Annotated in this window: 12 protein-coding genes; 3 read left to right on the top strand and 9 right to left on the bottom strand. The window is 37.8% G+C overall.

The features are described from left to right. Positions 1 to 37: 37 nt before the first annotated feature. The 4 genes from recD2 to IGL49_RS09475 form a co-directional block, all read right to left on the bottom strand. Entirely contained in the window at positions 38 to 2,647 is a 2,610-nt protein-coding gene (gene recD2 / locus IGL49_RS09460; protein WP_104854886.1) for an SF1B family DNA helicase RecD2, read from the bottom strand. Positions 2,648 to 2,673: 26 nt separating this feature from the next. Then, positions 2,674 to 3,318, bottom strand: a complete 645-nt coding sequence (locus tag IGL49_RS09465) for a histidine phosphatase family protein (RefSeq protein WP_104854887.1) — start codon at positions 3,316 to 3,318, stop codon at positions 2,674 to 2,676. 216 nt (positions 3,319 to 3,534) lie between these two features. Then, positions 3,535 to 4,041: a tRNA (uridine(34)/cytosine(34)/5-carboxymethylaminomethyluridine(34)-2'-O)-methyltransferase TrmL gene (gene trmL, locus IGL49_RS09470; RefSeq protein WP_104854888.1), complete on the bottom strand. Its 507-nt coding sequence runs from the start codon at positions 4,039 to 4,041 to the stop codon at positions 3,535 to 3,537. A gap of 310 nt (positions 4,042 to 4,351) precedes the next feature. Continuing rightward, entirely contained in the window at positions 4,352 to 5,197 is an 846-nt protein-coding gene (locus tag IGL49_RS09475; protein ID WP_104854889.1) for a methyltransferase domain-containing protein, read from the bottom strand. A gap of 129 nt (positions 5,198 to 5,326) precedes the next feature. On the opposite strand from IGL49_RS09475, the gene cutC reads away from it, so the two are divergent. Continuing rightward, on the top strand, positions 5,327 to 5,956 hold the full coding sequence (gene cutC, locus IGL49_RS09480; RefSeq protein ID WP_104854890.1) for a copper homeostasis protein CutC: 630 nt from the start codon (positions 5,327 to 5,329) through the stop codon (positions 5,954 to 5,956). A 117-nt stretch (positions 5,957 to 6,073) separates the two neighbouring features. Here cutC and mgtE read toward each other — a convergent pair whose 3' ends face one another. From mgtE to IGL49_RS09500, 4 genes are read right to left on the bottom strand one after another with little or no spacing between them, the layout of a single operon-like run. Next, positions 6,074 to 7,435 carry a magnesium transporter gene (mgtE, locus tag IGL49_RS09485; RefSeq protein ID WP_002362548.1) on the bottom strand — a complete coding sequence of 454 codons (1,362 nt, stop codon included), beginning with the start codon at positions 7,433 to 7,435 and terminating at the stop codon, positions 6,074 to 6,076. Between the two features lie 30 nt (positions 7,436 to 7,465). Next, positions 7,466 to 8,359 (bottom strand): RluA family pseudouridine synthase, encoded by an 894-nt coding sequence (locus IGL49_RS09490; RefSeq protein WP_104854891.1) that lies wholly within the window; start codon positions 8,357 to 8,359, stop codon positions 7,466 to 7,468. Between the two features lie 7 nt (positions 8,360 to 8,366). Then, positions 8,367 to 9,164, bottom strand: coding sequence for an NAD kinase (locus IGL49_RS09495; RefSeq protein ID WP_002356486.1), 798 nt, complete (start codon positions 9,162 to 9,164; stop codon positions 8,367 to 8,369). A gap of 12 nt (positions 9,165 to 9,176) precedes the next feature. Continuing rightward, complete coding sequence (locus IGL49_RS09500) at positions 9,177 to 9,851, bottom strand: GTP pyrophosphokinase (protein ID WP_280211001.1); 675 nt, start codon at positions 9,849 to 9,851, stop codon at positions 9,177 to 9,179. A 196-nt stretch (positions 9,852 to 10,047) separates the two neighbouring features. Here IGL49_RS09500 and IGL49_RS09505 point away from each other — a divergent pair, with 196 nt between their 5' ends. After that, positions 10,048 to 10,626, top strand: a complete 579-nt coding sequence (locus IGL49_RS09505) for a CYTH domain-containing protein (RefSeq protein ID WP_104854893.1) — start codon at positions 10,048 to 10,050, stop codon at positions 10,624 to 10,626. A gap of 63 nt (positions 10,627 to 10,689) precedes the next feature. Then, positions 10,690 to 11,349, top strand: coding sequence for a ClpXP adapter SpxH family protein (locus IGL49_RS09510; RefSeq protein WP_002356482.1), 660 nt, complete (start codon positions 10,690 to 10,692; stop codon positions 11,347 to 11,349). A gap of 91 nt (positions 11,350 to 11,440) precedes the next feature. Here the strand turns inward: IGL49_RS09510 and pepF are convergent, their stop codons facing one another. Beyond that, positions 11,441 to 13,252 carry an oligoendopeptidase F gene (pepF, locus tag IGL49_RS09515; protein ID WP_104854894.1) on the bottom strand — a complete coding sequence of 604 codons (1,812 nt, stop codon included), beginning with the start codon at positions 13,250 to 13,252 and terminating at the stop codon, positions 11,441 to 11,443. Between the last annotated feature and the right edge of the window lie 22 nt (positions 13,253 to 13,274).

The raw sequence follows: 13,274 nt of genomic DNA on the forward strand, positions 1-13,274 counted from the left end.
CATAAGTCAAAACGACTTATGGCACTCTTTCCTTTTCTCACATAAATTGATAAGGCGTCGTATCCTTCATTCCAATCATTGGATCAACAGCATTTGTTTGAATAATTTCGACTGTTAGTCGTGGTTCTTTTGGTAATGATTCTTCGACAACTTTTGTCGCTTTATTTGCTGTTTCTGGGGTTGACTCTTCCACTTCATCAGCAAATAGTGAAACTTCTTGTACCGTCGTGTCAACTAATTGCTCGTCTGTTTCTTTGATCTGATTGGCTTTCGTTGATTGCTGTTCGGTTTCATAAGAGACAGCTTTCGTTTCTTTTTCAGTAAATGGATGGTCTGCCGTTAAGCCTTCTTCATAGGCTTCTAACTGAGTTCTAGTCGTTAAGGTCATTTGTTCTGCGTTCACGATTCGTTCTTTTAACATCGTCATGCGACTAGCCGATTCGTTTTTGACACATGTTTCAAAAGCAGAAACCTCACCTAATAGAATTAATAATTCTTTACTACGTGTCACTGCTGTATATAACAAATTTCGTTGCAGCATTCGGCTATACTGATGGACCATTGGCAGTAACACCATACGGAATTCACTACCTTGCGCTTTATGAATCGAACAACAATACGATAGCGTAATTTTATTCCATTCATTTCTTTTATACGTTACTTCATTATTATCAAACTGTAAAACCAACTCGTCCACTTTGTCCTCTGAGTCTTTGGCTAAAGTAATTCCGACGATTTCTCCCATATCTCCATTGAACACATTTAATTCTGGCGTATTGACTAGTTGCAAAACTTTATCCCCAATCCGATAGACGGTGTCATTCCATTTGACTTCTTTTTTCTTACCATCATTTGGATTGAAGATTTCTTGCATCATCTTATTCAAGGCATCAATGCCGGCCGCGCCACGATACATTGGCGCTAAAACTTGGATATCTTGCGGCGTAAACCCTTTTGCTTTTGCCTTTGTGACGATTTGTCGAATGTATTCTTCGATATGACCAATATCACTTGCAAAGAACGAGCGATCCTTTTGATTTTTTTGAAAATCAGCAGGCAACTTTCCTTCTTTAATTTCATGGGCAAGAGGAATAATACTTGAACCGTCTCCCTGACGATAAATTTCGTTTAACTCACATTTGGGAATTTCGTTAATTTGCAATAAGTCATGTAAGACTTGTCCTGGTCCGACAGACGGTAACTGATCCTTATCACCAACAAAAATCACTTGCATGTTTGTCGGAATAGCTTTTAATAACGTATTGGCTAACCAAGTATCCACCATTGACATTTCATCTACAATTAGCAAACCGCCTTCTAATTCTTTGGCGGTTAAACTCGGATTTTTTTCACGACCTGTCAAGCCTAACAAACGGTGGATGGTACTTGCAGGTAAACCTGTCGTTTCGTTCATACGTTTCGCTGCTCGCCCAGTTGGCGCCGCTAGCAAGATTGGAAACATCTCCTGCGTGTAGTCTTTGAGATCTAATGAAAGACCGTTTAGTTCCGCAAACAACGAGACAATCCCATTAATAACAGTTGTTTTCCCTGTTCCGGGCCCTCCAGTTAAAATAAATAACGGCGATTTAATCGCTTCTTCAATCGCTGCTTGCTGCGAGTCGCCATACTGAATATTTAAACGTTTCTCAATCATTCGGATATTTTTTTGGACTTCTTCTTCCTCATAATGAATTTCTTTTTTACGAGAAAGTAAACGCTGAATCGAAGTACCAATGCCCCATTCAGAGAAATAGAGACTGTTCTCAAAAAGTTTAGTCTCTTCTTGTTGGATTTTTCCATGTTCGACTAACGTAATGATTTCATTGGCCACTTGATCAGGTGAGATTTCCACTGGGCGACTTGCTTCCAAGGTCCGAATCGCTTCTTCTAACAAAACATCTGCTTGAACATACGTATTGCCTGAGCGAATAGAGTGTTCAAACACTTCATGTAAAATAGCCGCTCGAATTCGAACAGCAGAATCCGCCTGAATGCCGATTTGTTCAGCAATATTGTCCGCTCGTTTAAATCCGACCCCCTCAATATCTTCAACTAACTGATAAGGATTTTCTTGAATCACAGAAAGGGTTTCTTCTTGATAGGTTTGATAAATTGAAAAAGCTAACTGACTACCGAAGCCGTATCGATTTAGTCCCACAATCACTTGCTCCATCCCGTGATTCAAGCGAATTGTTTCGACGATTACTTGACGTTTTTTTTCATTTAAAACAGTAACTTCTTCTAAAACACTTGGGTCATCAATAATTCGGTCAATCGCACTTTCTCCTAATACTTCAACAATTTTTTCAGCTGTTCGTTTACCAATCCCAGGAAATTTATCACTTGATAAGTAGTTAACCACCCCATTAGCTGAAGTCGGTCTTTCTTGTTGGTAACTGTCCACCTGAAACTGTCTGCCATAACGAGGATGGTCCACAAAATGACCAAAGAAACGATAGGGCTCTTCTTCTTGAACTTGGCCAAAACTTCCAGTCACTACAATTTCTTTTTCTAAATAATCTGTATTTGTATCGGTCACATTTACAAGAACGACTTTATAAAAATTACTAGGATTTTCAAAAAAGATTGCTTGTACAGTCCCAACAATAAAGGCTTTTTCTTCGTCCTCACCAAAAAGTGTTACCACCACAAGCCCTCCTTTCTGTTTTGTGCTTATTGGACTTTTTCTTTAGCTAAAAAAGACGTATCATTCCATAGTGTTAAGTCGTATGGCATGTTCCTTGTTGCCTCTTTGGTTTCAAGGATTGAGAGGCTATTGTTTAACAGCCCGCCCATTGTCCGTAATTCTGATAATGGTTTACCAGCCATCGCTTGGATTGCCGCCGTCAGAGCTGCACCGTGTCCGACAAATAGAACTGGGCCTTCGTATTGCTTCGCCGCTTCGGCAACTGTTTCTGAAATCCGTTGAATCGCTTGCTCGATCGGTTCACCATCAAAAACTGTTGGATCATACAAATCTAAACGATACCGTAAATGATCTAATTCTTCTCCATAAAAATTACGCATTTCTTCAATATATTGTCCTTCTAAACGACCTAAACCTAATTCTTTTAAGCTATCTGTATAAACAATTTCAACTGGATGATTCAATTCTTGTTGAATTCCCCGCGCAGTATTTTTAGCACGTAACAGCGGACTAGAATAAATTTTTTCAAACGGAATATCTTGTAAATATTGGCCTAATTGTTTAATTTCATCATAACTAGTTGGTAATAACGGCGAATCCCCTGTCATTCCTTGAAATCGTTTCTGTTGATTCCATTCGGTTTTTCCATGTCGTGTAAAATATAATTTCATGTAACTTCTCCAAACTTCTTAATCTCTTCATATGTCTTTCTAGTTTATCACTTCCCTGCGAAAATATCCATGGAAGTTTCTAGTAGTCCAAGCAAAACAAGCCTAGAACAACAATCTAAATTGCTTTTTGTTCTAGGCTTGGAAATTGGGCAACAGTAAAAATAAAACCACTTGCTTCTGACATTTTTGAAAAAAGCGCTGCTGCCCTAACTTTTTTTAATCTAATTTATCATTTTCATAATGATGCGTCAGTTCTAAGTTCGGAAAATTTTGCTGACGTAAGGCTTCATAAACAATTAATGCGGCAGTGTTAGAAAGATTCAATGAGCGCACATGTTCATCATTCATAGGAATTCGGATACACTTTTCTTCGTTTTCTCGCATAAACGTTTCTGGTAAGCCCGTTGTTTCTTTTCCAAAAAGAAAATAATGGTCCTCGCCATCATTATAATTGACCTCGCTGTATGTTTGGTGAGCAAATTTGGTTACTAAATGCAAGTGCTTGCCTGCCACATGGGCTAAAAAGGTAGCCAAATCTTTATGATACGTAATATTTACATCATTCCAATAATCTAATCCGGCACGTTTTAAGTGTTTATCATCTGTTGAAAATCCTAAAGGTTCAATTAAATGCAACGGTGCATTCGTCGCTGCACACGTCCGTGCAATATTTCCAGTATTTGCTGGAATTTGTGGTTCAAATAAAACAATATGGTTCGTCAACTATCTTCAGCTCCTCAAATATCAATCGTATTCATTTTAGCATAAATTCAAAATAAATAGCGCCCATAATACTTATTTTCAAAAAAACCGCATGACGCGATGATGTCAGGCGGCAACTATTTTAACCAATAAAAAAAACGTACCGTCTCGGTGTCTAGCACGGCGAGTCGTTACGTTAGTGAAGGTCTCTTCACTAACTTTTATCAGAACAGGACCCTGATAAAAACCAATGAAAAAACAACTTGTAAGTAATATAACACCAATGTCACTTTATTGCAAGACTTTTTTAGGATTTTCTTCACAAAAAAGTCTATCTTTTACGACCCACTAACAAGCGGACGTCAATCGTGATTTTTTCCAACGGTCGCTGTTGTAGCTCGGCTTTAACTTCTTGAGAAACTTGCCACTCTAATGGCGACATTTCTAATAAATCCAACCGTCTTTCCTCGGGAATGTCAAAGCGATAAGTTATTCGTTCATCTACTTCCACAGCTAATTCCTCGGCAAAACGTTGAACTACTTTTTGGTTGGAATAACTTTGTTTCTTTTCGTCATTGGGATAAAAAGCCGCTCGTAATTCCTTTAAATAATGCTCTTCAGGAATAATTTTAATAACAGTCCCTTCAGCTTTTAGTACTCGCCGAAATTCCTGATAATGTGAAGGAGAAAAAATATTTAAAAGCGCATCAAGCCCTTCATCCGCAAATGGCAAATTCGTTAAATCCGCCATACACCAAAAAGCATCAATTGGTTGATTACTTGCTAAATAGATTCCTTCCTTTGATAAATCAAACCCGATTTTCAGTCCAGATAAGCCTGCTTGACTTAACTCAGCTAGAAAACTCCCTTCACCACAACCAACATCGACTACTGTTTTATTTTGAGGAAGATAGTGCATAATTTTGTTTAAAACAGGCGCGTACATGCCACTTTGAATCATTTTTCCTCGAGAAGTAAACATTTTTTTATTATATTCTGTCTGAACGCCATGATTTAGAAAGTATAGTGTGCCTTTCTTGGATAGATCAAATTGATGCCTCTGTTGACAAATCAGACCAACCCCTTCTAAATGCATTGGTTCATGACAAGTTGGACAGCGAAATACGGCTGCTTCTTTTTTCAATAATTGTTGTGCTCGTTCAATTTTCTTTAACATTTAAAACTCCTTACGTTCATCAAATGAACATTTTCTCTTATAAAAAGTTGCACTCTTTTTTTCAGGGCTATGGTAGTAAGCAGAATTATGGTACAATGCCTGTGAAGAAAAAGCAAGGAGCGATAAGAAATGATTAAAGAATTCTGTGCCGAAAATTTCACTAAGATTCCCCAAGCCATTCAAAAAGGTGCGAATCGCATCGAATTATGCGATAACTTAGCCGTGGGTGGAACGACGCCAAGTACTGGTGTTATTGAAGAAGTCTTAGCATACGCTGGCGAACATTCTGTACCAGTGATGACAATCATTCGTCCTCGTGGCGGCAATTTTGTCTATAATGATATTGAATTAAAAATTATGCATACCGATTTAATCGAAGCAAAGAAATTAGGAACCGACGGCATTGTTATTGGCTGTTTAACTGAGGATGGTTGGTTAGATGAAGAAGCTTTGGACTTATTCATTGAAACAGCTGAAGGCTTGCAAATCACTTTCCATATGGCTTTTGATGCCTTGTCGAAAGAAAACCAATTTAAAGCGATCGACTGGTTAGCTGAGCGTGGTGTTACGCGTATTTTAACTCATGGCGGACCAGCTGGTACCCCCATCGAAGACAACTTTGATCATTTAAAAGAATTAATTGCCTATGCAGATCAACGGATTCTTATTTTACCAGGTGGCGGTATTTCCACAGAAAACGTTCAGACTGTGATTGATACTTTAAAAGTGACAGAAGTCCATGGCACAAAAATTGTTTAATTTCTTGTATCTAAAAAAGCGAGGCAGCCGTCGCAACGACGGCTGCCTCACTTTTTTAATTTTAAGCAAACCAACGAATCCTTTTACCTCAGTCTCATGATAAATAAGTGCAATTTTTTAAACAAAATAACGCATAAACATGCTTGCAATATTGAAATAAATTAATACACTGGTTAAATCACTTAACGTAGTAATAAACGGGCCACTGGCAACTGCGGGATCAAACCCTAATTTGTCCATTAACATCGGAATTAAACTCCCTGCTAAATTCGCTACAGTAATTGCACAGAGCATTGCCATGCCAATCACAAATCCAAGCGGAAGATTATGTTGCCACACGCCAACCACAATCATAATGGTTAAACCTGTCACAGCCCCCGTCACTAATCCTGTGAGCACTTCACTTAAGATTAAGCGACCAAAATTACTATCCTTTTCATCTTTCATAGCCAAACGGCGTACCGCGACCGCCAATGATTGTGTCCCGGCATTGCCGGCTGTTCCGGTAATTAAAGAAATAAAAACGGCTAAAATACTCGCTTCGCTAACTAAAGACTCATAATTACTGATTAACGAGGCCGTAGACATTCCTAAAAACAGCAGCGTAATTAACCAAGGTAATCGTTTAGAAGCGGCTTTTAAAGGGTTCTCACTAACTTCTTCAACGTCGACCCCGGCTAAACCAGAGTAGTCGCTAGCGGCCTCATCATCGATAACATCAATAATATCATCAACTGTTACAATCCCCAACAAATGATCATCATAATCTGTAACTGGCACAGCTAAGAAGTCATAGTCACGAATTGTTTGCGCGACATCTTCTTGGTCATCGCCAACATGAACTGAAATAACCCGTTCATTCAAAATATCAGCAATCAAGGTATCATCATCATTAACAATTAAATCCCGCAACGAAATAACGCCGACTAAATGATTTTCTTGGTCGACTACGTAAACGTAATAGATTGTTTCCGCCATGTCCGCTTGATTCTTTAAGACGTACATCGCAGAACGCACTGTTTGATTCGCCACAATCGAAACAAATTCGGTGGTCATAATCGCCCCAGCAGTTTCATCTTCGTAATGAAGTAACTCTTTAATTTCGCCTGCTTCTTCACTACTTAACAAACTAAGATATTTCGCCTTTTGACTTTTATCTAACATATTTAGTAAATCCACCGCATTATCGGTATACATCTCAGCTAACATATCTGCTGCATAACTTGGGCGCATTTCAGCTAAATAATCTTTCATATTCTCATTATCTTCTTCGATAACATCAAACATATCCGCTAATTCTTTCGGAGATAGGTAATTGTATAAATGTTGTCGGTCTTTTTCATCTAACGATTGGTAAAATTGTCCTTGTTCATAAATGTGTAACGCTAAAAATAGCTCACGAAATTCGTTCATTTGTTGATTTTTTAGCGTTTCTAAAAGAAGGGCAAATTGCTCTTCCATTTCTTGGCCTTCATTCATCTTACACTTTCCCCTCCTGCCTCTTTATTATTATAACGTATCATCTACACTTTTCATATCCTCCGCTAGTGGGGAAATCAGATGAACCGTTTCTTTGGTAAAAGGATGAGTAAAAATTAGTTCCATGCAATGCAACGCTTGCCGCTCAATTCCTTGATCCATCTCTCCATGATACATCTCATCCCCTAACAATGAACAGCCAATTGCTTCAAAATGTACCCGAATTTGGTGTGTTCGTCCTGTATGGAGCTGAATGCGCACAGCTGCTGCTTGGGCTCCTCTTTTTGCGAGCCAATATTCTGTACTAGCAAATTGACCCGTTTCGATAACTTGACGTTTTAATAAAGAGGACAAGTCGCGCCCAATTGGCTTTTCAATCAATTGATGCTCGTTTAACTGCTCAATCGCACCACCAACAAGGGCATAATAAATTTTTGTTACCTTTTTTTCTCGTAATTCTTGATCAATTAAAGCATGGGCAAAGCCGTGTTTCGCAAATAACATCAGCCCAGAAGTATCTCGATCTAAACGAGTCACGACATGAATGACTTGATTCACGTAATTTCGTCGCTTGTAATACCCCTTGACACGATTCGCCATCGTTCCTGAAGGATGATACTGTGCAGGTATCGAGGCAATGCCAGCAGGCTTATTAACTACTAAAAAATGATCATCTTCAAACACAATTTCAATCGGTTCATCATCTGTTAATAACGTCTCATGTTCTGCTTCATCTGGAATCGTCATTTTAATGACATCGCCAGTTTGTAAAGGATAGATGGCATTTTGAACGGTCCCATTCACTTGGATTTTACCACCCTGAAATTTCACCTTCGCTAATAACCCTTTTGAAACGCCTTGTTCCTTTAAAAAATATTTCACTTGTTGTGTTGTTTCTTTGTCATATATCCATTGAAATTCCATCGTTTAATTAATCCTCACCAATAAAGGCATCTTTCACTCGATGCCAGAAATGCATGTGCCGATAAGAGGCAAAATGAATCCGTTCGTCTGCAATTCGATAGCAGACAGAAGCGATATTTTCTTGATAAATATCTAATTGGTCCACCGTGACAAAATAATCATCACTTTCCTGTAATTTAATCTCCAGCCACTCCGTATGTGCGATTACAATCGGTGAACCCAATGTTCGAAAGACACGATTGTTTAAGGAGGCGATTTCTGTTAACTGAAACGCATTAATGCTGGGATGTAAAACAGCTCCACCAATGCTTTTATTATACGCAGTAGAGCCAGTGGGGGTCGAAATCGACAACCCATCACCACGAAATCGTTCAAACAGTTCGTCTTTAATAAACACATCGCCCACCATCGTCCGGTTTCCTCGTTTAATTGTCGATTCATTTAATGCTAAAAAATGTTTATCTGGTTTCCCATCTCTAAACCGAATCCGCACATCTAATAATGGATAACTCGTACTTTTTTCACGATGAATACACAAACTCTCAACTAGTTCTTTTAATTCATAATCACGCCAATCTGTATAGAAACCCAAGTGTCCGGTATGTACACCTAAGAAACTTACTTCGTTTAACAGATGATTAAATCGATGAAAAGCGGAAAGAAGCGTACCATCTCCGCCGACTGAAATCACAAGTTCAGGTTGACGATTGTCTATTTGAATTTGGTTTTGCTCTAATAGTGTTGTCAGTTGTTTTGTGACTTGTTTCGATTTTTCTTCCGAGTTATGAACAATCGCCACTTTCATAAGCAGACTCCTTTACTGATTTTCTGGTGTTTCGTTTTTAATTTGCTTATAGTATTCGTTTTCTAGCAAGCCACGGCCATGAGAGAAGTAATGTTGTGCTTCTTGAATTTCTTCACGAATAGATGACATTTCTTCATCTAATAAATATGCTGCCTCTGCCGCTCGCTGAAGACGTTCTTTCATTTCTTCTGGAAAGACACCTTGATATTTATAATTCAAAGAATGTTCAATCGTTGCCCAAAAATTCATAGAGAGTGTCCGAATTTGGATTTCGGCCAAAATAATCTTTTCCCCAGTGACTAGTTGTACAGGATATTCCACCACCACATGGTACGAACGATAGCCACTTTCTTTTTTATTTTCAATGTAGTCCCGTTCTTCCACAATTTTTAAGTCTTTACGATTTCTTAAAAGTGCGACTACCTGGTAAATGTCTTCCACAAATTGACACATAATCCGCAAACCAGCAATATCTTGCATTTCTTCTTCAATCCGATTTAAAGGAATATGCCGAATAGCCGTCTTTGTCAAAATACTATCTACTGGTTTCACACGTCCCGTAACGAATTCAATTGGTATGTGTTTATCTTGCTCCCGAAATTGTTTACGAATACCTCGTAGTTTTACTTTTAATTCGCTGACCGCCTGTTCATATGGCGCTAAAAACAGCTCCCACTTTCGTTCCATGGTAGATCCCTCAATTTCCTTGAATTTCATTCACTGATTATTTTACCACAGTCCTCCCTAAAATAGGGTGTTATTCGCTATTTGATTTCCAAACACCTTTCATTAGAAATTTTTTTCACAGAGAAGACCACTTTTCTTGACGGAAACCTATATAATATGTGAAAATTGGAGTGATTTAAGAAAGAGAGAGAACCCCATGAGTGAGCACTTAGAAATTGAATTTAAAACATTAGTTAGTCCACAAGATTTCAAACGATTAATCGACCATTTTGCTATTCAAAAAACGGACTTTTTTACGCAAACAAATCATTATTTTGATACGGACGATTTTCAATTAAAAGCACAACGAATGGGCTTAAGAATTCGCGTATTAGCAGATCGTGGTGAGTTAACCTTAAAAGTTCCTGCGCCAGAAGGATTATTAGAAATCAATGACCCTTTATCGCTTGAGACGGCTAACCACTTTATCAAAATGAATCAACTCCCTACTGAGGGCGCTGTTGCAAAAAAATTACAAGAATTAGGTATTGAAATCGCCTCAATCCATTTAATTGGTTCATTAAAAACAGCACGTGCAGAAAAACAAATTCCTCAAGGACTACTTGCGTTAGACGAAAGTTGGTATAACCAACAGCACGATTTTGAATTAGAGTTAGAAGTTACTGAAGCTGAAAGCGGCAAGCAAGCGTTTCAAACATTAATGGCTGATTTGAACATTCCCATTACGCTTGCACCTAACAAGATTCAACGCATGATGCGGACCACTGCCCCTTAGTATTCGAAGCACTGACGTTCTGGCACCTGTATTTGAAAAAGCATGGCATTGGAGGAAGTATGAATGGTTGAAATTTATTTGTTCGTCAATCCTTTAGGCGGCGTCTGTTTAGAAATTGAAAAAGAAATTATACAATTGTCTGTTAACGACAAGAAGAAAATACAATTGCGCTTTATCCCTTTATTAAACATGAAAACGATCAATGAATTTTTAAGTCGTCAACATATTCCGATTAATGACATTAAACGACGGAATCGAATTTTTGAAGATTTATACTCAGCCGCTCTTGACTATAAAGCAGCACAGTTACAAGGCCGAAAAAAAGGTCGACAATTGTTGATTGGCTTACAAAAAGCAGTAGCTGAAGACGGTCTAGCTTACTCTCCTGAGTTATCAGAAGAACTACTTCTAGCGGCCGGCGGGGACATTGATATGTATCGTAAAGACCGACAATCAGATTTTGTCAAAGAATCTTTCCAAACCGACCAAAAAGTTGCTCGAGAAATGGGGATTAAACAACACCCTACCGCAGTCGTTTACAACTATACTTGCGAGAATGATTTCGGCATTTTAGTCGAAAATTTTGAAAACATGGATGAAATTAAACAACTGTGTCGTGTCCATCCACATAACGAACCGTTGCTGGACCAAGGTGACGCAACCTTCGAATTTAAACGTCGCTCCAATTATCATTTTCCAAATGGACATTTACATTTATTATAAAAAAGAGACTACGACAAAAGTAGTTGATTGATTATCTTAAGATTTAAAAAGTGGGCTATAAGTCATTTCGACTTATAGCCCACTTTTTTGTCTATAATTTTTCAACCAAAGCTTCTAATTCTGTTAAACGTTCTTCAAAAACTTTCATTGCATCTTCGATATACGCGGCTTGTGTCATATCCACGCCCGCTTTTTTCATCACTTCAATTGGGAAGTCACTACTTCCTGCTTTCAAGTAGTTAAGGTAGTTCTCTAAAGCTCCCTCTTCTCCAGCTAAAATATGTTTAGACAATGCCGAAGCGGCTGAGAAGCCAGTTGCATATTGATAAACATAGTAATTGTAATAAAAATGAGGAATTCTCGCCCATTCGTAACTAATTTCTTCATCTCTAACTACTTCTGGTCCATAGTATTTAGCATTAAGCTCGCCATAATACTCACTCAAATATTCACTTGTTAATGGCGTGCCTTTAGCATCTTCCGTGTGAATAAAATGTTCAAATTCCGCAAATTGTGTTTGACGGAAAATGGTTCCCTTAAAGCCGTCTAAATAGTGATTTAAGACATACGCACGTACTTTAGGATCTGTTTCTGTTTGTAATAAATATTCTGTTAAAATATTTTCATTTGTTGTTGAAGCAATTTCAGCTAAGAAAATTGAATAGTCACCATAAACATACGGCTGATTATTTCTTGTATAGTAACTATGAACACTATGGCCCATCTCGTGGACTAATGTAAATAGTTGATCCAAACTATCATGCCAATTCATTAAAATATATGGGGCTGTATCATAAGCTCCTGAAGAATATGCGCCACTTCGTTTTCCTTGATTTTCAATCACATCAATCCAACGACTTGAAAAAGCTTCTTTAACAATAGATAAATAGTCTTCACCCAATGGTTTTAAAGCCTCAATTGCTTTTTCTTTTGCTTCTTCATAGCTGTAACGAATTGGTGCTTCACCTAGCAAAGGTGCATACAAGTCGTACATGTGTAATTCTTCTACGTTTAATAATCTTTTTCTTAATTTTACATAGCGATGCAGCAAAGGTAAATGTTTATTTACTACCGCTACTAATGTTTCGTGAACACTTTCAGGGATATGATTACTTGCTAAAGATGCTGCCCGAGCAGAATCATAATTTCTAATTTTTGCTTTATAATTATGTGTTTTAACATGGGCACCCAAAGTTGAGGCTAATGTATTTCTAAATTGTTTGTATACTTTGTACAACCCTTTAAATGCTGCTTCACGAACAGATGGATCGACACTTTCCATTAACTGACCATAAACACCATGAGAAAGTTGAATCGTTTCTCCTTCAGCATTTTGCACAGTTGGAAATTCTAAGTCTGCATTATTTAAAATTGAAAAAGTATTACTTGAGGCCTCAAAAATTTCACTAGCTCCCGCAAGTAAAGCTTCTTGTTCCATTGATAAAACATGGGGACGTTCATCTAAAATATTTTGAATATAGTGACGATAAACAGCTAATTTTGGCTGCTCTTCAAAATATCCCCAGATTTGTTCATCACTTAATGTTAAGAGCTCTGGATCAAACCAAGAAACAGCTTCACTGACTTGTGCATATAAAGAACTAGCTCTTGCATATAAAGCTTGGTAAGCTGTATTTGTAGTGTCTTGATCATTTTTTAAATGAGAATAGACATATAATGTTTCCACTTTTCGATAGACATCTAAAACATATTCTAATGCAGCTAAAAAGGCTTCTGCGCCATTCCCTAATGTATCTTTAAATGACTCTGCTTGATTTAGCTCCTCTGTCAACTGTTCATAAGCAACATCAAAAGCAGCATCATCTTTAAAAATTTTGGTTAAATCCCAAGTCAATGAAGTTGGAACTTCATCACGTGTCGGTAATTGTTTAATTTCACTCATAGTTTACTCTCCTTTAAGAAAC

The organism is Enterococcus sp. DIV1337a (genome assembly GCF_051712285.1).
Taxonomy (GTDB): Bacteria; Bacillota; Bacilli; order Lactobacillales; family Enterococcaceae; genus Enterococcus; species Enterococcus faecalis.

What these genes read in the sequence shown, in the direction of transcription:
- IGL49_RS09505 (WP_104854893.1), top strand. Translation starts at nt 10,048, where the DNA reads ATGAGTGAGCACTTAGAAATTGAATTTAAAACATTAGTTAGTCCACAA.
- IGL49_RS09465 (WP_104854887.1), bottom strand. Translation starts at nt 3,318, where the DNA reads ATGAAATTATATTTTACACGACATGGAAAAACCGAATGGAATCAACAG.
- IGL49_RS09500 (WP_280211001.1), bottom strand. Translation starts at nt 9,851, where the DNA reads ATGGAACGAAAGTGGGAGCTGTTTTTAGCGCCATATGAACAGGCGGTC.
- IGL49_RS09490 (WP_104854891.1), bottom strand. Translation starts at nt 8,359, where the DNA reads ATGGAATTTCAATGGATATATGACAAAGAAACAACACAACAAGTGAAA.
- IGL49_RS09495 (WP_002356486.1), bottom strand. Translation starts at nt 9,164, where the DNA reads ATGAAAGTGGCGATTGTTCATAACTCGGAAGAAAAATCGAAACAAGTC.
- cutC (WP_104854890.1), top strand. Translation starts at nt 5,327, where the DNA reads ATGATTAAAGAATTCTGTGCCGAAAATTTCACTAAGATTCCCCAAGCC.
- IGL49_RS09510 (WP_002356482.1), top strand. Translation starts at nt 10,690, where the DNA reads ATGGTTGAAATTTATTTGTTCGTCAATCCTTTAGGCGGCGTCTGTTTA.
- mgtE (WP_002362548.1), bottom strand. Translation starts at nt 7,435, where the DNA reads ATGAATGAAGGCCAAGAAATGGAAGAGCAATTTGCCCTTCTTTTAGAA.
- pepF (WP_104854894.1), bottom strand. Translation starts at nt 13,252, where the DNA reads ATGAGTGAAATTAAACAATTACCGACACGTGATGAAGTTCCAACTTCA.
- IGL49_RS09475 (WP_104854889.1), bottom strand. Translation starts at nt 5,197, where the DNA reads ATGTTAAAGAAAATTGAACGAGCACAACAATTATTGAAAAAAGAAGCA.